Annotated in this window: 12 protein-coding genes, 3 tRNA genes and 3 rRNA genes; 8 read left to right on the top strand and 10 right to left on the bottom strand. The window is 62.1% G+C overall.

Annotated features, from left to right (window positions below):
* Positions 1–185: 185 nt before the first annotated feature.
* Together Tchl_RS09290 and Tchl_RS09285 are read right to left on the bottom strand one after the other, a co-directional pair.
* Entirely contained in the window at positions 186–1181 is a 996-nt protein-coding gene (locus Tchl_RS09290; protein ID WP_075148149.1) for an oxidoreductase, read from the bottom strand.
* A gap of 161 nt (positions 1182–1342) precedes the next feature.
* Positions 1343–3277, bottom strand: coding sequence for an ATP-binding cassette domain-containing protein (locus tag Tchl_RS09285; RefSeq protein ID WP_075148148.1), 1935 nt, complete (start codon positions 3275–3277; stop codon positions 1343–1345).
* A gap of 202 nt (positions 3278–3479) precedes the next feature.
* On the opposite strand from Tchl_RS09285, the gene Tchl_RS09280 reads away from it, so the two are divergent.
* The 6 genes from Tchl_RS09280 to Tchl_RS09255 all read left to right on the top strand — a co-directional run bounded on the left by Tchl_RS09280 (position 3480) and on the right by Tchl_RS09255 (position 8703).
* On the top strand, positions 3480–5594 hold the full coding sequence (locus Tchl_RS09280) for a site-specific recombinase (protein ID WP_083945204.1): 2115 nt from the start codon (positions 3480–3482) through the stop codon (positions 5592–5594).
* Positions 5595–5739: 145 nt separating this feature from the next.
* Positions 5740–5814 (top strand) — tRNA-Arg (locus Tchl_RS09275).
* Between the two features lie 146 nt (positions 5815–5960).
* The gene (locus Tchl_RS09270; protein ID WP_083945203.1) at positions 5961–6986 is read left to right on the top strand and encodes a tyrosine-type recombinase/integrase; all 1026 of its coding nucleotides are present in this window, start codon (positions 5961–5963) and stop codon (positions 6984–6986) included.
* A gap of 46 nt (positions 6987–7032) precedes the next feature.
* Positions 7033–7326: a type II toxin-antitoxin system RelE/ParE family toxin gene (locus Tchl_RS09265; protein ID WP_075148146.1), complete on the top strand. Its 294-nt coding sequence runs from the start codon at positions 7033–7035 to the stop codon at positions 7324–7326.
* Complete coding sequence (locus tag Tchl_RS09260) at positions 7323–7631, top strand: HigA family addiction module antitoxin (RefSeq protein ID WP_075148145.1); 309 nt, start codon at positions 7323–7325, stop codon at positions 7629–7631. Before Tchl_RS09265 ends, Tchl_RS09260 begins: the two co-directional genes overlap by 4 nt.
* A gap of 412 nt (positions 7632–8043) precedes the next feature.
* On the top strand, positions 8044–8703 hold the full coding sequence (locus Tchl_RS09255; protein WP_075148144.1) for an HAD family hydrolase: 660 nt from the start codon (positions 8044–8046) through the stop codon (positions 8701–8703).
* A 191-nt stretch (positions 8704–8894) separates the two neighbouring features.
* Here Tchl_RS09255 and rrf read toward each other — a convergent pair.
* The 5 genes from rrf to Tchl_RS09230 all read right to left on the bottom strand — a co-directional run bounded on the left by rrf (position 8895) and on the right by Tchl_RS09230 (position 14047).
* Positions 8895–9008, bottom strand: a 5S ribosomal RNA gene (gene rrf / locus Tchl_RS09250).
* A 106-nt stretch (positions 9009–9114) separates the two neighbouring features.
* Positions 9115–12001, bottom strand: a 23S ribosomal RNA gene (locus Tchl_RS09245).
* Positions 12002–12252: 251 nt separating this feature from the next.
* A tRNA-Ala gene (locus Tchl_RS09240) sits at positions 12253–12328 on the bottom strand.
* Between the two features lie 27 nt (positions 12329–12355).
* Positions 12356–12432, bottom strand: a tRNA-Ile gene (locus Tchl_RS09235).
* Positions 12433–12508: 76 nt separating this feature from the next.
* Positions 12509–14047: ribosomal RNA gene (locus tag Tchl_RS09230) — 16S ribosomal RNA — on the bottom strand.
* Together the 16S, 23S and 5S rRNA genes with 2 tRNA genes alongside form the textbook arrangement of a ribosomal RNA operon.
* Before the next feature lie 564 nt (positions 14048–14611).
* Here Tchl_RS09230 and Tchl_RS09225 point away from each other — a divergent pair.
* Positions 14612–15406 carry a thymidylate synthase gene (locus tag Tchl_RS09225; RefSeq protein WP_075148143.1) on the top strand — a complete coding sequence of 265 codons (795 nt, stop codon included), beginning with the start codon at positions 14612–14614 and terminating at the stop codon, positions 15404–15406.
* Complete coding sequence (locus Tchl_RS09220; protein ID WP_075148142.1) at positions 15403–15897, top strand: dihydrofolate reductase; 495 nt, start codon at positions 15403–15405, stop codon at positions 15895–15897. The genes Tchl_RS09225 and Tchl_RS09220 overlap by 4 nt, the downstream gene beginning before the upstream one ends.
* Positions 15898–16032: 135 nt before the next feature.
* Here Tchl_RS09220 and Tchl_RS09215 read toward each other — a convergent pair whose 3' ends face one another.
* The 3 genes from Tchl_RS09215 to apbC all read right to left on the bottom strand — a co-directional run bounded on the left by Tchl_RS09215 (position 16033) and on the right by apbC (position 20258).
* On the bottom strand, positions 16033–18276 hold the full coding sequence (locus Tchl_RS09215; protein ID WP_075148141.1) for an arginine/lysine/ornithine decarboxylase: 2244 nt from the start codon (positions 18274–18276) through the stop codon (positions 16033–16035).
* Positions 18277–18426: 150 nt separating this feature from the next.
* Entirely contained in the window at positions 18427–18993 is a 567-nt protein-coding gene (gene dcd, locus Tchl_RS09210; protein WP_075148140.1) for a dCTP deaminase, read from the bottom strand.
* 173 nt (positions 18994–19166) lie between these two features.
* On the bottom strand, positions 19167–20258 hold the full coding sequence (apbC, locus tag Tchl_RS09205) for an iron-sulfur cluster carrier protein ApbC (protein ID WP_075148139.1): 1092 nt from the start codon (positions 20256–20258) through the stop codon (positions 19167–19169).
* Between the last annotated feature and the right edge of the window lie 115 nt (positions 20259–20373).

Raw genomic sequence — 20373 nt, 5'->3', positions numbered from 1 at the left:
CATGACGTGACGTCTGCGCCGCTGCGCCGGGACAGCGCGGCGACACCTGCCGCCACTACGTGCGGACGAGGGAAGCCCCTCCCCGCATGTCCGCCGCCGCCCCCGGATCGATTTATGGAATAGTTGGAACAGCCCGTTCCGGAGACGAACGGCGATCGCGCGATTCTACCAAGTGCCGCCGCCGATCAGGCGCCGATCCGCACTACGGTGCGGCCCTTGATCCGGCCCTGGATGTAGTCGTCGAACGCACCCGGCAGCGCGTCGAAATCGATCGTGCGCGCCACCGCGGCCAGATGGCGCGGTTTCAGGTCGCGGCCCAGCCGCTCCCATACACGCAGCCGGGTGGGAAAGCTCATGTAGCCGGAGTCGATGCCGAGCAGGCTGACTCCGCGCAGGATGAAGGGAAAGACCGTGGTGTGGAGATCAAAGCTGGCCGCATTGCCGATGCTGGCCACGGTCCCGGCCTGCTTCATCGTCGCCAGCACCCAGTGCAGGATCGGCCCTCCGACGTTATCGATCGCCCCCGCCCACTGCGCCGCCTCGAGCGGGCGCACCTTGTCGAAGTCGATCTCCGCGCGCAGCCGGACCTCGGCCGCACCCAACCCCCGCAGGTAGTCGCCCTCGGACGCCTTGCCGGTCAGCGCAACCACGTGGTAGCCGAGCTGCGCCAGCATGTCGATGGCCAGACCACCGACCCCGCCGGTGGCGCCGGTGACGACCACCGGACCGTTGGGCGGGGTCAAGCCGTTGTGTTCCATGCGCACGATGCCGAGCGCGGCAGTGAAGCCGGCCGTGCCCAGCGCCATCGCCTCGAACAGGTCCAGCCCGGCCGGCAGCGGCACGACCCAGGCCGCCGGCACGCGGGCGTATTCGGCGTAGCCGCCGTGGTGCGCCACCCCCAGATCGAAGCTGGTGACGATGACCTTGTCGCCGGGACGAAAGCGGGCGTCGGCGCTATCGACCACTTCGCCAGCCAGATCGATGCCGCCGACGCAGGGGAAGCGGCGGATGATCTTGCCCGCGCCGGTGGCGGCGAGGGCGTCCTTGTAGTTGATGCTCGAATAATGGACGCGGATACCGACCTCGCCGGCGTCGAGCTGCCCGGCGGTCAGTGCCGTCATGCGGCTGACGATCTTGCGGTTCTCATCCTGATCGATGACGTAGGCCTTGAACGGGCTCATGCGGGCAGTCTCCTCGGTGGGGAAATCGTCATGGGCCGGGACACGGCCCTGGAAACGATTATAGCCAGCGGGAGCGCCCGCTCCGGAGGCCGGCGGCACGGCTTCACAGCGGCTTCACAGCGGCGCGCGCGGCGAGGCACGCAGCGGCGCAACGCGGGGCATCAGGATGCGGCGCGCGTTTCCAGCTCTTCCCAGCGCAGCATCGCGGCCTCGATCTCGGCCTCCAGGGCCTCCAGCCGCGCCTTGGCCTGGGCGACTTCGTGCGGGGCCTGCTGGTACAGCGCCGGATCGGCCATCCGGGCATGCAACGCTGCCTGCTCGTCTTCGAGCGCGGCGATCAGGCCGGGCAGCGCATCGAGCTCGCGCTTTTCGTTGAACGACAGCTTCGCCGGGCGGTTCGCCGCTTTCTCCACGGCCGGCCGCGCCTTCGCCGCCTGCGTTTTTTCCAACGCCACCCGCGCCGTCCCCGCGCTCCGCTCGTCCGCCCGCGCCTGCGTGCGTGCCGCCTGCACGCGCTGCCAGTCGGCGTAGCCACCGGCATACTCGCCCCAGCGCCCGTCGCCCTCGGCGGCGATCACCTGGGTGACGACGTTGTCGAGGAAAGCACGGTCGTGGCTGACCAGGAACAGCGTGCCATCGTAGCCGGCGAGCAGCTCCTCGAGCAGGTCGAGGGTCTCGATGTCGAGGTCGTTGGTCGGCTCGTCGAGCACCAGGATGTTGGCCGGGCGGGCAAACAGGCGGGCGAGCAGCAGGCGGTTGCGCTCACCGCCCGAGAGCGACTTCACCGGCGAACGCGCGCGCTGCGGCGCGAACAGGAAGTCGCCGAGGTAGCCGATGACGTGCTTCTTTTCACCGCGGATCTCGACGAAATCCGATCCCGGGCTGATTACTTCGGTCAGCGCCAGTTCCGGGTCGAGCTGGGCGCGGAGCTGGTCGAAGTAGGCCACGCTCTGGCGCGTGCCGCGACGCACCGTGCCCTCATCGGGTTCGATCTCGCCGAGGATGAGCTTGAGCAGCGTGGTCTTGCCCGCGCCGTTGGGGCCGATGAAACCGATGCGGTCACCGCGCAGGATGCGGGTGGAGAAGTCGCGCACGATCACCCGCTCGCCGTAGCGCTTGGTGACATGGGTCAGTTCGGCCACCATCTGCCCGCTCTTGTCGCCGCTATCGACCGCCAGGCTGACGTCGCCGAGACGGTCGCGGCGCGCGGCGCGCGCGCGGCGCAGGGCTTCGAGCCGGCGCACGCGGCCTTCGTTGCGGGTACGGCGCGCCTCCACCCCCTTGCGGATCCAGACTTCCTCCTGGGCAAGGAACTTATCGAAGCGTGCGGCGGCCTTTTCCTCCGCCTCCAGCTCTTCGGCCTTGCGCCGCTGGTAGTCGGAGAAACGCCCCGGATAACTCGCCAGCCGCCCGCGATCAAGCTCGATGATGCGGGTGGCGACGTTGTCGAGGAAGATGCGGTCGTGGGTGATGACCATGACCGCGCCGCGGAAGTCGCGGATCAGCTCTTCCAGCCACAGGATGCCGTCGAGATCGAGATGGTTGGTGGGTTCGTCGAGCAGCAGCAGGTCGGGTTCGGCCACCAGCGCGCGCGCTAGGGCGACACGCTTGATCCCGCCGCCCGACAGGCTGGAGACCGGTGCCGCGGGGTCGAGTCCGAGGCGGGCGACGATCTGCTCGACGCGCTGGTTCAGCCGCCATGCCTGGGCCGACTCTACCGCGTGCTGCAGGGCGTCGAGCCGGGCGAGCGCCTCCGCCGTGGCGTGCTCACCGACGGCCAGCATCGCGGCGTGGTACTCCACCAGCAACTGCGCGGCGCCCCCCAGGCCATCGGCGATGGTGGCGAAGATGTCGCGCTCGAGGAGAAAATCCGGCTCCTGCGGCACGTACGCCGTCACCATCCCGGCCTGCCGCCACACCGTGCCGTCATCGAGCGCAGCCTGACCGGCAAGGGCGCGCAACAGGCTGGACTTGCCTGAACCGTTGCGCCCGATCAGGGCGACGCGCTCGCCCGCATCGAGCTGGAAACCGACATGGTCGAGGAGGTCGACATGACCGAAAGCGAGGCAGGCGTTATCGATGGAAAGGAGGGGCATCGGGACGGGCGCGACAGTAGCGCGCGGGCAGGGAAGAGAACTGCGGATTTTAGCCCCGCGCTGGCATCCGGGGCGGAATACCGCATAATGCGGCGCACAAATCGCGCTTGAACGCTCCCTCCGCGGCGGATTTCCAAGCCTTCACCGCGGCGTGCGGGACGTCGATCACGCACCGGCGCGGCAGCAAACAGGTACCCAATCGATGGAAAGACTCCTTGAACGCTTCGCCCAGCCCGGGCAGGACCCGGTCGCCCTATGGGCGGCGCTGGTGGACAAGCTGCGTCCGCCGCGCGCCAGCCAGACCGGCAAGGCGACCGCGAACCTGCGCGCGCTCACCGACCTGATCGGTCGCCGCAGCGACCTGCGGGCCGGCCTGCGCACATCCCTCGTGGGCCTGTTCGCCGAGCGCAAGCAGGTGACGCTGTACGTCTCCTCGGGACTGCTGCCGTCGACCGGCTTCTTCTCCGAGACCTCGCGCCGCATCGCCGGGCGGCTGCTGCCCGAAGTCATCGACACCGCCTACCTGAAGGATCTGCTGTCGGCCGTGTTCCACCGCAAAGACGACGAGATCTGGGTCAATGCGGTCGCCGACGAGGTCTGGCTGGAACTGCTCACCACCCTGCTCGGCCACGAAACACCGATGTTCGAGGAGGACGCCAGCCCGCTCCCGCACGCGGTGGGCGAGATCCTCGAGGCGCTGCGGGTGCTGTCCTTCCACGTTTCGGCGATCGGCCTCGACCCCGAACTGGTCCGCATCGACCCCCACCTGGAAGAGCACGAATCGCCCTTCCTGGCGCAGAACAGCGAGTTGCTGATCTACATCCAGCACTACACCGACTGGTGGACCACGCCCGGCGCGCTGATCGCCGACGACAAGCACCTGACGGTGATGCTGCACCAGTGCGACGAGATCCTGCAGCGCGTGCGCAAGCGCGCCACCCGCATCGGCACCAGCCTCACCTTGACCTTCAAGCTCGAGCGCCTGCGCCAGCACCTCGAACGCATCCACGAACTGATCAGCCTGCTCAGCGAGTTGCGCACCCGCCGCGTCATCGAGGACGTCGCCCCGCGCCTGATCGGCCTGTTCAAGGCCCTGGTGCGCGCCGAGTGCCGCAAGAACGTGCTCACCGACTACTGGGGCAAGAACGTCGAGCTGCTGTCGCTGCGCATGACCGAAAGCGCCAGCAAGACCGGCGAACGCTACATCACCAGCACTCGCAGCGAATATTTCAGCATGTTCGGCTCGGCTGCCCTCGGGGGGCTGATCATCGCCCTCATGGCGGCGAACAAGATCGTCCTCGGGACCCACGGCATGGCGCCGCTCAACGAGTTATTGTCCTTCTGCCTGAACTACGGCCTCGGCTTCGTGCTGATCCACGTCCTCGGCGGTACCGTCGCCACCAAGCAGCCAGCGATGACCGCCAACGCGATCGCCGCCTCGATCGGCGAAGCGCGCGGCAAGACGCGCGACCTGGAGGCGCTGGCCGACCTCATCGTACGCACGGTGCGCAGCCAGGTGGCCGCGATCCTGGGCAACATCGGGGTTGCCATCCCGGTGGCACTGCTCATCGGCTTCCTCCTCGAACTCGCCACCGGCAGCCACTTCGTCCCCCCTGACAAGGCCCGGCTCCTGCTCGACGAAATCGACCCGCGCGGCGGCGCCCTGTTTTTTGCCGGAATCGCCGGCGTATGCTTGTTCATGTCCGGCCTGATCGCCGCCTATTACGACAACCTGTCGGCCTACAACCGCATCCCGCAGCGCCTGCGCCAATTGCGCTGGCCGCGCCGGCTGCTGGGCGAAGAGCGCACCGAGCGGATCACCGCCTACATCGAAAACAACCTCGGCGCCCTCGCCGGCAACCTTTTCTTCGGCTTCCTGCTCGGCGGCGCCACTGCGATCGGCGTGCTATTCGGCCTCCCGGTCGACATCCGCCACATCGCATTCTCTTCCGCGTATCTGGGATATGCCGCGATCGCGCTGGATTTCACCCTCCCGCTGCAGGCCGTGGCCCTGGCATTGAGTGGCGTACTGCTGATCGGCGTGACGAACCTGCTGGTCAGTTTCACCCTGACCCTGAGCGTAGCCATGCGCGCACGCCGCATCACCTTCGCCCAGGGGCGCAGCCTCGGAAGGTTGCTGCTCAAACGCCTGCTCCGCACTCCGCAGGCGTTCCTGCTGCCGCCACTTCGCGACGAGAAAGGCGAAGCCGCAGCGCCGGCCGCCTCGGACACGTCTCCTGCAGGTGAAATCCGTCCAGGCGCAAACACAGCTCCAAGTGGAAGCGAAAACGACAAACCTGCCTCCGGCAAGGTCTGAGCGCTCCCAGCGCGGCAACCCTTGCGCCTCTCCTGCCGTGCGGCGGGCCGGCAGCGCTGGCGCGCACCAGCATCAGGAGCCGTATTGCAGCGAATTTTGTTGTGCTTGGTGCCAAACCCTCAACCCGCTAGAATGGCCGGCCGAACTCGTCATAGTTCAACGGATAGAACAGGCGCCTCCTAAGCGCCAGATCCAGGTTCGATTCCTGGTGACGAGGCCAACTCACAGTGTCACCCCGTAGCACCAAGACCCATAAACCCGCACAGCTCAATGCTTTGCGGGTTTTTTATTGTGTCCGGCAGTGCCACCGAGATGCACTCCATACCGTCAAATGGTTGACGGCATACCGCTTCAAAGGGTGCCAGCATGCCATTGACAGATACCGCCATCCGCCAGGCCAAACCTGGCGACACGCCCCGCAAGCTCGCCGACGAGCGCGGGCTTTACCTGTTGATCCAGCCCTCTGGCGGCAAGCTATGGCGACTGGACTACCGCTTCGACGGCAAGCGCAAGACGCTGGCGCTTGGCGCATATTCGGACGTGAGCCTGGCCGCCGCACGCAAGTTGCGAGACCAGGCGCGCGAGCAGCTCGCCGCCGGGCAAGACCCCGGCGCCACCCGCAAGCAGGCCAAGCAAGCCGCCAGGGTCGCCGCAGAAAACTCCTTCGAGGCCGTCGCACGGGCGTGGTGGGAGAGGTGGCGGACCAACCGCACAGAGGGCACCGCCGACGGGGCCATACGGTCGCTTGAAATCCATGCCTTTCCACATATCGGAGATTCCCCGATCACCGAGATCGGCCCCGTCGACGTGCTGGAGCTGCTGCGCAAGATCGAGGCCAAGGGTTCCACCGAGACCCTGAAGCGGGTGCGCGCGCGCATCGGCGAAATCTACATCTACGCCATTGCCAACGGCATCGCCACCAGCAACCCAACCGAAGGGCTGCATAAAGCGGTGAGGCCCCACACCAGCCACCGCCGCCCTGCCCTGCGCGCGACCGATCTGCGCGAGTTCTTCATCCGCCTGGACGCGGTGCGCATCTCCGTGCCGATCAAGCTCGCCATCCGCCTGCTGGTGCTGACCTTCGTCCGACCTGGCGAGCTGCGCTGTGCGCAATGGCCCGAGTTCGACCTCGAGGCCGGCGTGTGGACCGTGCCGGCCGAACGCGACCGCACTCGTGGGCTGACCGGCATGAAGATGCGCGAGGAGCATATCGTGCCGCTGTCGCGTCAGGCGGTGGCGATCCTGCGTGAACTGCAGGACCACTGCGGCGGGCGCGACCTGCTCTTCCCGAATCGCAACGGCCAGGGCCGCCCCATCAGCGACGGCACGATCAACAGCGCGCTGCGCAAGGGCGCGCGGATCATCCCGTTCCCGGAAGCGGCGGCGCGGTGATTGCAGCCGCATTTGATAAGCGAAACGTCACGCTATACACTTCGCCATGATCAAGAGCTTTGAGCACAAGGGACTGAAGGCCTTCTTCGAGACCGGCAGCAAGGCGGGAATCCTGCCGCATCACGCGGCCCGGCTCGCGCGGCAACTCGCCAGGCTCGATCTGTCGCATCGGCCCGAGGACATGAACGTACCCGGCTGGCGCCTACACCCCCTGGAGGGAAGGCTTGCCGGTCACTACGCCGTCACCGTCAATGGCAACTGGCGCATGACGTTTCGGTTCGAGGGCGAAGATACCGTCCTCGTGGACTATCAGGACTACCACTCAGAGGGAGCGAAATGAGCACCATGCACAACCCGCCGCATCCGGGCGAGACGCTGCGAGAAGACGTATTGCCCGAACTCAGGCTGACCGTCACCGAAGCGGCCGCCCAGCTCGGGGTGACGCGCGCAGCGCTGTCGCGCGTGCTGAACTGCCGTGCGGCGGTCTCCCCCGAAATGGCCCTGCGCCTCGAAGGATGGCTCGGCGTCGAGAACGGCGGGCGCGCGGATCTGTGGCTCGCGCAGCAATCCGCGTATGACCTGTGGAAAGTCCGAAGCGCCGGCATGCCGGCGGTGCAACGGGCTCCGGAGTGGCGGGCCGCCTGAACAGGCTCGCCATCCTGGTGACCAATTCGCAGCGCTGCCGTCAATGGCAACTGGCGCATGAGGCTTCAGTCCGAGGGTGAAGATGCCATCCTCGTGGAGGATCACAGAGATGGATCGAAATGAGCGCGGAGTAGATCCCACCGCATTCGGGCGAGACGCTGCGAGAGGATGTATTGCCAGAGTTCGGGTTGCCCGCTCGCGCAGCAGCCCGCAGATGTCCTGTCACAAGCCCGAAGCACCGGTATGTCCACGGTGCAAAGGGCTCTGGATCGGCGACTCGCCCATGGTTCGGCGAAGGCGTCGGATCCATTTTTAACGCATAATTCTTGCATCCGCCCAGCGCTGTCTTTTCCCAGCATGAACGCTCGCGCCTGCATGCTCCTGCCTTAACCATCGCTTCCACTGTTTCCGCATGCCACGCTTCCAGCACGTACTATTCGATCTCGACGGCACCCTGATCGACTCTGCACCGGCAATCCTTTCCAGCTATCGTGACGCCTTCGAGGTCACAGGGCTCAGGCCTGCATTCCAGATCGATGCATCAATCATCGGACCACCGCTGATCGAGACCCTGGAAATGCTGGCAGGCGACTGCGACAAAGCGCTGATCGGCGAATTGGCAGAACAGTTCAAACGTAGTTACGACAGTACGGGTTATCGTCAAACGAGCGCCTTCAACGGCATCAATGCAATGCTCGCACGCCTGAAGGCCGGTGGCTTATCGATATCCATCGCGACCAACAAACGGCTGCGCCCTACCCTCCTGATTCTTCGTCACTTCGGATGGGAGAATCATTTCGATGCCGTATACGCGCTCGACCTCTTCGAGCCTCGCCTGCCCAACAAGGCCGCGATGATCGCCCGCCTCCTCACTGACCGCAACATCGAACCGGCAGGTGCAGCATACGTGGGCGACCGTAGTGAAGATGGCCTATCGGCTGATGCAAACCACCTCCCCTTCCTCGCCGCAACCTGGGGCTATGGCAGTCTCTCTGCGACCGAGATGGCGCCTCACTGGCGGGCCTTCGAAAGTCCTGCGGCGCTGGCTGACGCGCTTCTCGCCACCAGCTGAGTTCTTTCGCCTTCGGATATTTGATCGAATCGGTGTTGGGCTGTGGATTCGTTGAGGGTTCGGCGAAGGCGTGAGTTTTGAATTGTTTGGGCGGTGCCGTGTTGTATTGAATAGTTGTTGGCACAAGAGTTGCGAGAGTTGTTGACGCAAAAACGCCCAGACAGGGTATCTGGGCGTTTTTTTATGGGTTAGTCTGACGATGACCTACTTTCACGAGGGCGGGCCTCACTATCATCGGCGCACATGCGTTTCACGGTCCTGTTCGGGAAGGGAAGGGGTGGTACCGCACGGCTATGGTCGTCAGACTTTGACTTGTCACCTGCAGCGGAGCAGGCCAAAGGAGGAAGAAGTGTTGTGTGATTGTCGGGTTTGTTACCCGATGAAACGAGTTCGTATTGTTTTGAAGGTTATAGGATCAAGCCGCACGGGCAATTAGTACCGGTTAGCTGAACGTGTTGCCACGCTTGCACACCCGGCCTATCAACGTTGTGGTCTTCAACGACCCTTCAGGGGGCTCGAGGCCCCGGGGAAGTCTCATCTTGAGGCGAGTTTCCCGCTTAGATGCTTTCAGCGGTTATCTCTTCCGCACATAGCTACCCGGCGATGCGACTGGCGTCACAACCGGTACACCAGGGGTGCGTCCACTCCGGTCCTCTCGTACTAGGAGCAGGCCCTCTCAAACTTCCAGCGCCCACGGCAGATAGGGACCAAACTGTCTCACGACGTTTTAAACCCAGCTCACGTACCACTTTAAATGGCGAACAGCCATACCCTTGGGACCGGCTACAGCCCCAGGATGTGATGAGCCGACATCGAGGTGCCAAACTCCGCCGTCGATGTGAACTCTTGGGCGGAATCAGCCTGTTATCCCCAGAGTACCTTTTATCCGTTGAGCGATGGCCCTTCCATACAGAACCACCGGATCACTATGACCTGCTTTCGCACCTGCTCGACGTGTGGGTCTCGCAGTCAAGCCACCTTTTGCCATTGCACTATCAGTACGATGTCCGACCGTACCTAGGTGACCTTCGTACTCCTCCGTTACCTTTTGGGAGGAGACCGCCCCAGTCAAACTGCCCACCATGCACGGTCCCCGACCTGGATTCACAGGCCTGGGTTAGAACCTCGACGACACCAGGGTGGTATTTCAAGGTTGGCTCCACCGGAACTAGCGTCCCGGCTTCAAAGCCTCCCACCTATCCTACACAAGTCCCGTCAAAGTCCAATGCAAAGCTACAGTAAAGGTTCATGGGGTCTTTCCGTCTAGCCGCGGGGAGATTGCATCTTCACAAACATTTCAACTTCGCTGAGTCTCAGGAGGAGACAGTGTGGCCATCGTTACGCCATTCGTGCAGGTCGGAACTTACCCGACAAGGAATTTCGCTACCTTAGGACCGTTATAGTTACGGCCGCCGTTTACCGGGGCTTCGATCAAGAGCTTGCACCCCATCACTTAACCTTCCGGCACCGGGCAGGCGTCACACCGTATACGTCCACTTTCGTGTTTGCACAGTGCTGTGTTTTTAATAAACAGTCGCAGCCACCGATTCTCTGCGGCCCCTTCGCCCTTCGGATGTTCTCCTACAAGCTAACGGGGCATACCTTCTCCCGAAGTTACGGTATCAATTTGCCGAGTTCCTTCTCCTGAGTTCTCTCAAGCGCCTTGGTATTCTCTACCAGCCCACCTGTGTCGGTTTGCGGTACGGTCACTCTATGACTGAAGCTTAGAGGCTTTTCCTGGAAGCTGGGTATCACTCGCTTCGGACCGCAAGGGTCCTCGTTATCATGCCTCAGCTTAGCCGCGCGGATTTGCCTACGCAGCACGCCTACACACTTGAACCACCTATTCCAACAGATGGCCGAGCTAACCTTCTCCGTCCCCCCATCGCATCATAGAGCGGTACAGGAATATTGACCTGTTTCCCATCGACTACGCATTTCTGCCTCGCCTTAGGGGCCGACTCACCCTGCGCCGATGAACGTTGCGCAGGAAACCTTGGGCTTACGGCGAGGGTGCTTTTCACACCCTTTATCGCTACTCATGTCAGCATTCGCACTTCCGATACCTCCAGCATCCCTTACGAGACACCTTCGCAGGCTTACGGAACGCTCCCCTACCACGTGTCAAAGACACATCCGCAGCTTCGGTTCATGGCTTGAGCCCCGTTACATCTTCCGCGCAGGACGACTCGACTAGTGAGCTATTACGCTTTCTTTAAAGGGTGGCTGCTTCTAAGCCAACCTCCTAGCTGTCTGGGCCTTCCCACCTCGTTTGCCACTTAGCCATGCATTTGGGACCTTAGCTGGCGGTCTGGGTTGTTTCCCTCTTGACACCGGACGTTAGCACCCGATGTCTGTCTGCCGTATATCACTTTGCGGTATTCGGAGTTTGCTATCGCGGGGTAGATCGCAATGACCCCCCCAACGATTACAGTGCTCTACCCCCGCAAGTGTCCGTACGACGCACTACCTAAATAGTTTTCGGGGAGAACCAGCTATTTCCGGATTTGTTTAGCCTTTCACCCCTATCCACAGCTCATCCCCTAACTTTTCAACGTTAGTGGGTTCGGACCTCCAGTACCTGTTACGGCACCTTCATCCTGGCCATGGATAGATCATCCGGTTTCGGGTCTACGCCCAGCAACTCTGACGCCCTTATCAGACTCGCTTTCGCTACGCCTCCCCTATTCGGTTAAGCTCGCTACTGAACGTAAGTCGCTGACCCATTATACAAAAGGTACGCAGTCACCCCACAAGGAGGCTCCCACTGTTTGTATGCATGCGGTTTCAGGATCTATTTCACTCCCCTCCCGGGGTTCTTTTCGCCTTTCCCTCACGGTACTGGTTCACTATCGGTCGATCACGAGTATTTAGCCTTGGAGGATGGTCCCCCCATCTTCAGACAGGATTTCTCGTGTCCCGCCCTACTTGTCGCACGCTCAGACCCGCCACCGGCTTTTCGCATACGGGACTATCACCCTGTATCGTCGGACTTTCCAGACCGTTTTGCTAAGCTGATGGTTTAGTCGTGCAGGCTACTCCGCGTTCGCTCGCCACTACTTGCGGAATCTCGGTTGATTTCTGTTCCTCGAGCTACTTAGATGTTTCAGTTCGCTCGGTTCGCCTCCTCAGACCTATGTATTCAGTCTGGGATACCCCTTGCGGGGTGGGTTTCCCCATTCGGACATCGTGGGATCAAAGCTCTATTGCCAGCTCCCCCACGCTTTTCGCAGGCTTACACGTCCTTCATCGCCTGTGATCGCCAAGGCATCCACCACATGCACTTAGTCGCTTGATCCTATAACCTTGGACCCTCCATTGAAGGCCCACTGTACAAGGACGAACTCGTTTGTGCGATCCAGCGCTGCGCTGACAAGCTCAGCACTGGATCAATGCAATCACACAACTTGCAGTGCGCACCGGCTCGATGCACACTGCACTTCTTCCACTTTGTTAAAGAGCACGACTCGTAAAGAGTCAGGACTGAACTACCTTCCGGCACCTCACGCCTGACGCCTCACGCACCTCGAAGAGCACCGGCTCGAAACCTGGTGGAGCTGGTCGGGATCGAACCGACGACCTACGGCTTGCAAAGCCGCCGCTCTCCCAGCTGAGCTACAGCCCCATACTGTCTCGAACAACCAAAAATTCCTGGTGGGTCTGGTTGGGTTCGAACCAACGACCCCCGCCTTATCAAGACGGTGCTCTAACCAGCTGAGCTACAGACCCTCTTATCTACTTCGAGGCTCTTCGCTTGAACAACCGATAAGTTGTGGATACTTGGCCGCCGTGACCTGTTCTCTTGAAAGGAGGTGATCCAGCCGCACCTTCCGATACGGCTACCTTGTTACGACTTCACCCCAGTCATGAATCTCACCGTGGTAAGCGCCCTCCCGAAGGTTAAGCTACCTACTTCTGGTGAAACCCACTCCCATGGTGTGACGGGCGGTGTGTACAAGACCCGGGAACGTATTCACCGCAGCATGCTGATCTGCGATTACTAGCGATTCCGACTTCACGTAGTCGAGTTGCAGACTACGATCCGGACTACGATCGGCTTTTTGGGATTGGCTCCACCTCGCGGCTTGGCAACCCTCTGTACCGACCATTGTATGACGTGTGAAGCCCTACCCATAAGGGCCATGAGGACTTGACGTCATCCCCACCTTCCTCCGGTTTGTCACCGGCAGTCTCACTAGAGTGCCCAACCAAATGATGGCAACTAGTGACAAGGGTTGCGCTCGTTGCGGGACTTAACCCAACATCTCACGACACGAGCTGACGACAGCCATGCAGCACCTGTGTTCTGGCTCCCGAAGGCACCCTCGCCTCTCAGCAAGGTTCCAGACATGTCAAGGGTAGGTAAGGTTTTTCGCGTTGCATCGAATTAATCCACATCATCCACCGCTTGTGCGGGTCCCCGTCAATTCCTTTGAGTTTTAACCTTGCGGCCGTACTCCCCAGGCGGTCGACTTCACGCGTTAGCTGCGTCACTCAGTGCATTGCTGCTCCGAACGACTAGTCGACATCGTTTAGGGCGTGGACTACCAGGGTATCTAATCCTGTTTGCTCCCCACGCTTTCGTGCATGAGCGTCAGTACAGGCCCAGGGGGCTGCCTTCGCCATCGGTGTTCCTCCTGATATCTACGCATTTCACTGCTACACCAGGAATTCCACCCCCCTCTGCCGTACTCTAGCCTTGCAGTCACAAACGCAGTTCCCAGGTTGAGCCCGGGGATTTCACATCTGTCTTACAAAACCGCCTGCGCACGCTTTACGCCCAGTAATTCCGATTAACGCTCGCACCCTACGTATTACCGCGGCTGCTGGCACGTAGTTAGCCGGTGCTTCTTAGTCCGGTACCGTCATCCACACACTATGTTAGAGTGCGCGATTTCTTCCCGGCCGAAAGAGCTTTACAACCCGAAGGCCTTCTTCACTCACGCGGCATGGCTGGATCAGGGTTGCCCCCATTGTCCAAAATTCCCCACTGCTGCCTCCCGTAGGAGTCTGGGCCGTGTCTCAGTCCCAGTGTGGCGGATCATCCTCTCAGACCCGCTACGGATCGTCGCCTAGGTGAGCCTTTACCTCACCTACTAGCTAATCCGACATCGGCCGCTCCAATCGCGCGAGGTTCCGAAGAATCCCCCGCTTTCTCCCTCAGGACGTATGCGGTATTAGCGTACCTTTCGATACGTTATCCCCCACGACATGGGCACGTTCCGATGCATTACTCACCCGTTCGCCACTCGCCGGCAGGCCGAAGCCCCCGCTGCCGTTCGACTTGCATGTGTAAAGCATGCCGCCAGCGTTCAATCTGAGCCAGGATCAAACTCTTAAGTTCAATCCTACAAAGTACTCAAAATACTGACTTAATCAGCATGAGCACCCAATCATTGTGAAACCAAAGCAACTCGCGTCGCTTCCGGCCACAACCACCAAGCACCCACACTTATCGGTTGTCCAACTTTTTAAAGAACCGCTGCAATTCGCTGCAGCAGAGAAGCGAAATTATGACCCGCTAAACACACACTGTCAAGCATCTGCAGAACTTTTTTCGGGCCGCAGCCGGAAAACACCCCCGCCACACCCCTCGCCCCGCAAGACTTCCGCCTCCCACCCCCAGCGCCGACGCCGCATCAAAAACCGCTGCAGCGCTGAAAGAGGTGCGCATTATAGACAATGAGAAAAGAAACGCAAGGAAGAAGCGGATGAATAATTCTATCCGGGCATAACATCCAGTCGGGCTGGGCAAGCGGGAGGCTCCATCCGCCCGTTCCGGGTCGGGAATGGACGGGACTTTACGAGTTTCACCCCGCGCACGCCTACGGCCACGACAACCAGCAATGCACGCTCCGGCGCAGTACGATTTGCGCTGTAGAATCCCTTGCTTTGGCCGGAGCTTTCGATGCGACAGTATCTTGATTTGATGCGCCACGTGCTCGATCACGGCGACCGGAAGACCGATCGAACCGGCACCGGCACCTTGTCGGTATTCGGCTGGCAGATGCGCTACCGCCTCCAGGACGGTTTTCCACTGCTGACCACCAAGAAACTGCATACCCGCTCGATCATTCACGAACTGCTGTGGTTCCTCCAGGGCGATACGAACATCCGCTACCTCAAGGACCACGGCGTGTCGATCTGGGACGAATGGGCGGACGAGCACGGAGACCTCGGCCCGGTATATGGCAAGCAATGGCGCCGCTGGGAGGCTGCGGACGGGCGCACGATCGATCAGATTTCCCGCCTCGTCGACGGCCTGAAGCACAATCCCGACTCCCGCCGGCACATCGTCTCCGCCTGGAACCCGGGCGAAGTCGACAGCATGGCGCTGCCGCCCTGCCATGCCCTGTTCCAGCTCTACGTCGCCAACGGTCGCCTATCGTGCCAGCTCTATCAGCGCAGCGCGGACATCTTCCTCGGCGTCCCGTTCAACATCGCCTCCTATGCGCTCCTGACGCACATGCTCGCCCAGGCCTGCGAGCTGGAGCCCGGAGATTTCGTGTGGACGGGAGGCGACTGCCACCTCTACATGAACCACTTGGAGCAGGCTCGCGAGCAACTCACCCGCGCACCACGCCCCCTTCCGAAGCTGAAACTGAATCCGGAAGTCAAGGACATCTTCGCCTTTCGCTTCGAAGACATTGCCCTGGAGGGCTACACCCCCCACCCCCACATCAAGGCCCCCGTCGCAGTATGAGACAGATGGAAATCGTCATCGTCGCTGCCGTTGCCCGTAACGGAGTCATTGGCCGCGACAACGGCCTGCCCTGGCGCCTGAAAGCCGACCTGCAGCATTTCCGGACCCTTACCATGGGTCACCCGATCGTGATGGGACGCAAGACCTGGGAGTCGCTCGGGCGACCGCTGCCCGGGCGGCGAAACATGGTCGTCAGCCGCGACCCGCTATTCCGTGCCGATGGCGCCGAAGTATTCCCCACCCCGGAAGCTGCGATCGCGGCCGCCGCCGGCGACGGGTATGTCTTCGTAATCGGCGGAGCCCAGCTGTATCGCACCACACTTCCCCTGGCCGACCGCCTGGTGCTGACCGAGGTCTGGGCGGATGTTCCGGGCGACGCGCACTTCCCCCCGTTCGACCGCAACATCTACCTCGAAGAGCGCCGCACCCCCCATATGGCCGACCCGGACAATCAGTTCGACTTCGACTTCGTCGAATACCGCCGGCGCTGAGTCGCGGCCAGAAACCTCACGCGGAGGCGTCCGGGACAGACTGCCGATCACAAAGGGCGCGACGCCGTCCCCGCACCGACGGGAAGAGCCGCGCCCCGCCCCTTGGATTGGCGCCTGCCGCGAGGGGAAGCCCCCTCACCCCTTCACGCAATCGACGTGATACCGCCCGTCCCCACCCTTCACCAAACCGTGGATGTCGGTCTCAAAACCGGGGAACTCGGCATTGAAGTCACGCGCAAATTTCAGGTAGCGCACGATCGTCCCGTTGAAGCGCTCCCCCGGGATCAGCAAGGGGATCCCGGGCGGATAGGGCGTGACCAGCATTGCCGTCACCCGGCCCTCGAGTTCGTCGATCACGACACGCTCGATCTCGCGGTGCGCCATTTTTGCGAAGGCATCGGCCGGCTTCATCGCCGGCACCATGTCCGACAGGTACATCTCGGTAGTCAGGCGAGCGATGTCGTGCGCCTTGTAGAAGCTGTGGATCTGGTTGCACAGGTCCTTCAGCCCGACACGCTCGTAGCGCGGATGCTTGGCGATGAAATCGGGCATCACCCGCCACAGCGGCTGGTTGCGGTCGTAGTCGTCCTTGAACTGCTGCAGTTCGGTCACCATGGTGTTCCAGCGCCCCTTGGTGATACCGATCGTGAACATGATGAAGAACGAGTAGAGACCGGTCTTCTCGACGATGATCCCGTGCTCGGCCAGATACTTGGTGACGATCGCCGCCGGAATCCCGGTATGGTCGGCGAAATCGCCATCCATGTTCAGCCCCGGGGTGATGATCGTCGCCTTGATCGGATCGAGGATGTTGAAACCTTCGGCAAGGTCGCCGAAGCCGTGCCAGCGGTCGCCGGCCTTCAGCGTCCAGTCCTCGCGCGAACCCAGCCCTTCCTCGGCGAGGAACTCCGGCCCCCAGACCTTGAACCACCAGTCGTGCTCGCCGAATTCGGACTCGACCTTGCGCATCGCACGGCGGAATTCGACCGCTTCCGACAGCGACTCGTTGACCAGCGCCGGCCCCCCCGGTGCTTCCATCATCGCCGCGGCGACGTCGCATGAAGCGATGATCGCGTACTGCGGCGAGGTCGAGGTGTGCATCAGGTAGGCTTCGTTGAAGATGTCGCGGTCGAGCTTTCGCGTCTGCGAGTCCTGGACCAGAATCTGCGAGGCCTGGCTCAGGCCGGCCAGCAGCTTGTGGGTGGACTGGGTGGAAAACACCATCGACTCGCGGCAGCGCGGGCGGTCAGCGCCGATCGCATGGTAGTCGCCATAGAAATCGTGGAAGGCCGCGTGCGGCAGCCAGGCTTCATCGAAGTGCAGGGTGTCGATCTCGCCGTCGAGCATGTCCTTGATTGTCTCGACGTTGTACACCACGCCATCGTAGGTGGACTGGGTGATCGTCAGGATGCGCGGCTTCTTGCTCTTGGCTTCGCGCGCGAAGGGGTTGGCCTCGATCTTCTTCTGGATGTTCTCCATCGAGAACTCCGCCAGCGGAATCGGGCCGATGATGCCGTAGTGGTTGCGGGTCGGGGTCAGGAACACCGGCACCGCCCCGGTCATGATGATCGAGTGGAGAATGGACTTGTGGCAGTTGCGGTCGACGACGACGATGTCGCCCGGCGCCACGGTGGTGTGCCACACCATCTTGTTCGAGGTCGAAGTGCCGTTGGTGACGAAGTACAGATGGTCGCAGTTGAAGATGCGCGCCGCGTTGCGCTCGGAGGCCGCCACCGGGCCGGTGTGATCGAGCAGCTGGCCAAGCTCGTCGACCGCGTTGCAGACGTCGGCGCGCAGCATGTTCTCGCCGAAGAACTGGTGGAACATCTGCCCCACCGGGCTCTTCAGGAAGGCCACCCCACCCGAGTGCCCTGGGCAGTGCCAGGAATACGAGCTGTCTGCCGCATAGTGCACCAGCGCGCGGAAGAACGGCGGCGGCAGCGACTCCAGATAGTTCTTCGCCTCGCGCACGACATAGCGCGCGATGAACTCCGGCGTGTCCTCGAACATGTGGATGAAGCCATGCATCTCACGCAGCACGTCGTTGGGAATGTGGCGCGTGGTGCGCGTCTCGCCGTGGAGGAAGATCGGGATGTCGGCATTGCGCAGGCGAATTTCCTCGACGAACGCGCGCAATCCGGCGATCGCGCTGTCGGCGGCCTCGGGCGAGGAAAACTCTTCGTCGTCGATCGACAGGATGAAGGCGGAGCCGCGGCTCTGCTGCTGCGCGAAGGACGTCAGGTCGCCGTAACTGGTGACCCCGAGGACCTCCATGCTCTCATCTTCGATTGCCTTGGCAAGAGCACGAATACCCAGCCCGGACGTGTTTTCCGAACGGAAATCCTCGTCGATGATGATGATGGGGAAATGGAATCTCATCCTGTTCGCCTCCAGCGGGGTCTTGCGCGACGGGCCGGTGCGGAAAGCCTGTTCCGCCACTCGCCGCCCGTGCGCTACCGAAAGTGATTCGAAAAAACACAAGGGGCCGTCAGGCGGCCCCGTGCGAACTTCGTCCGTCAGCGTAAGCGCTCAAATTTTCGGCAGTGTGACGCCGGTCTGGCCCAGGTACTTGCCGCCACGGTCCTTGTACGAAGTCTCGCAGGTTTCATCGGATTCGAAGAACAGCATCTGGGCCACCCCTTCGTTGGCGTAGATCTTGGCCGGCAAGGGGGTGGTGTTGGAAAACTCCAGCGTCACGTGCCCCTCCCACTCGGGCTCGAGCGGGGTGACGTTCACGATGATGCCGCAGCGCGCATAGGTGCTTTTGCCCAGGCATACCGTCAGTACGCTGCGCGGGATGCGGAAATACTCCACCGTGCGCGCCAGGGCGAAGGAGTTCGGCGGAATGATGCACACCTCGCCGATGAAGTCGACGAAGTTGCGCGCATCGAAATCCTTCGGATCGACGATCGTGGAGTTGATGTTGGTGAAGATCTTGAATTCGTTCGCCACCCGCACATCGTAGCCATAGCTCGACGTGCCGTAGGAAACGATGCGTCCGCTGCCATTGGCCCGCACCAGTTCCGGCGCGAACGGCTCGATCATGGCGGCCGTTTCGGCCATGCGGCGGATCCATTTGTCGGACTTGATCGACATCGGCGCAGATTCCAGTGCGACCCAGGGGGTCGGTTGCAAAACGGCGTAGTTTAGGACAAGCACCGCAGCGGGGAAAGGCCATCGTTCGATGCCCGCTCCGTCGCCCCGGCACCGGGGGCAGATCCATCGCCGGCGGCGGCGGACCGCCGCGCGCCGGGGCCCGAATGAAGTGCTCAGCTGCTCTTGAAGACGATATTCGGGAACTTGTGCGTCATGTCCTTCGACTTCTCGGCAATGCGCACCGCAACCTTGCGCGCGATCTCCTTGTAGATCATGGCGATGCGGCCATCCGGGTCGGAAACCACGGTCGGCGCACCGCTGTCGGCTTCGGAGCGGATCTGGATATCGAGCGGCAAGGCGCCGAGGAACGGGATGTGGTAGTCCTCGCACATTTTCGCGCCACCGCCATGACCGAAGATGTGCTCTTCGTGGCCGCACTTCGAACAGATGTGGATGCTCATGTTCTCGACCACGCCGAGGATCGGCACCCCCACCTTCTCGAACATCTTCAGACCCTTGCGCGCATCCAGCAGGGCGATGTCCTGCGGCGTGGTGACGATCACCGCGCCGGTCAACGGCACGCTCTGCGACAGCGTCAGCTGGATGTCGCCCGTTCCCGGCGGCATGTCGATGACCAGGTAGTCGAGATCGTTCCAGGCCGTGTCCTTCAGCATCTGGTTCAACGCCTGGGTCGCCATCGGCCCGCGCCACACCATCGGGGTATCCTGTTCGATCAGGAAGCCGATCGACATCGCCTGGATGCCGTAGGCCTCCAGCGGCTGCATGGTCTTGCCATCGTCCGACACCGGGCGCTGATCGCCGATGCCCAGCATCTGCGGCTGCGAGGGGCCGTAGATATCCGCATCGAGGATGCCGACGCGCGCGCCCTCGGCGGCCAGCGCCAGCGCCAGGTTCACCGCCGTCGTGCTCTTGCCGACGCCGCCCTTGCCCGAAGCCACGGCGACGATATTGCGCACCCCTTCGAGCAGTTTCACGCCATGCTGAACCGCATGAGCCACCACCTTGCTGGCGACCCGGATCTCGACCTTGCCCACGCCAGGCAGCTTCGCCAGCGCTGCGGCCAGCATCGCCCGGATCCCTTCATGCTGGCTTTTCGCCGGATACCCCAGCTCGACGTCGAAACGGACATTGCCCCCATCGAGCGTCAGGTTGCGGATGCAGCGCCCGGAGACGAAATCCTTGCCCGTGTTGGGATCGACCACCTGCCTGAGTGCTTCGGTTACGGTTTGCTGATCAAGACTCATCACGTTTTCCTCGATAATCGGTGCACCCGCCGCCGGGTGAAAACTGCAGAATCATACCGGAGCCCGGGCTTTCGCTCATCCGTACCGCCAACAAGGTTTCCACCTTTCCCACCGC

It is taken from the genome of Thauera chlorobenzoica (genome assembly GCF_001922305.1).
In the GTDB taxonomy this organism is placed as follows: domain Bacteria; phylum Pseudomonadota; class Gammaproteobacteria; order Burkholderiales; family Rhodocyclaceae; genus Thauera; species Thauera chlorobenzoica.
Note: the sequence above shows the minus strand (reverse complement) of the source record. Positions and strands in the feature narration are given on the sequence as shown.

Excerpts from the sequence above, each read along its gene's own strand:
- Tchl_RS09265 (WP_075148146.1), top strand. The coding sequence starts at position 7,033 with ATGATCAAGAGCTTTGAGCACAAGGGACTGAAGGCCTTCTTCGAGACC.
- Tchl_RS09225 (WP_075148143.1), top strand. The coding sequence starts at position 14,612 with ATGCGACAGTATCTTGATTTGATGCGCCACGTGCTCGATCACGGCGAC.
- Tchl_RS09260 (WP_075148145.1), top strand. The coding sequence starts at position 7,323 with ATGAGCACCATGCACAACCCGCCGCATCCGGGCGAGACGCTGCGAGAA.
- Tchl_RS09290 (WP_075148149.1), bottom strand. The coding sequence starts at position 1,181 with ATGAGCCCGTTCAAGGCCTACGTCATCGATCAGGATGAGAACCGCAAG.
- Tchl_RS09285 (WP_075148148.1), bottom strand. The coding sequence starts at position 3,277 with ATGCCCCTCCTTTCCATCGATAACGCCTGCCTCGCTTTCGGTCATGTC.
- apbC (WP_075148139.1), bottom strand. The coding sequence starts at position 20,258 with ATGAGTCTTGATCAGCAAACCGTAACCGAAGCACTCAGGCAGGTGGTC.
- Tchl_RS09220 (WP_075148142.1), top strand. The coding sequence starts at position 15,403 with ATGAGACAGATGGAAATCGTCATCGTCGCTGCCGTTGCCCGTAACGGA.
- Tchl_RS09280 (WP_083945204.1), top strand. The coding sequence starts at position 3,480 with ATGGAAAGACTCCTTGAACGCTTCGCCCAGCCCGGGCAGGACCCGGTC.
- Tchl_RS09255 (WP_075148144.1), top strand. The coding sequence starts at position 8,044 with ATGCCACGCTTCCAGCACGTACTATTCGATCTCGACGGCACCCTGATC.
- dcd (WP_075148140.1), bottom strand. The coding sequence starts at position 18,993 with ATGTCGATCAAGTCCGACAAATGGATCCGCCGCATGGCCGAAACGGCC.
- Tchl_RS09215 (WP_075148141.1), bottom strand. The coding sequence starts at position 18,276 with ATGAGATTCCATTTCCCCATCATCATCATCGACGAGGATTTCCGTTCG.
- Tchl_RS09270 (WP_083945203.1), top strand. The coding sequence starts at position 5,961 with ATGCCATTGACAGATACCGCCATCCGCCAGGCCAAACCTGGCGACACG.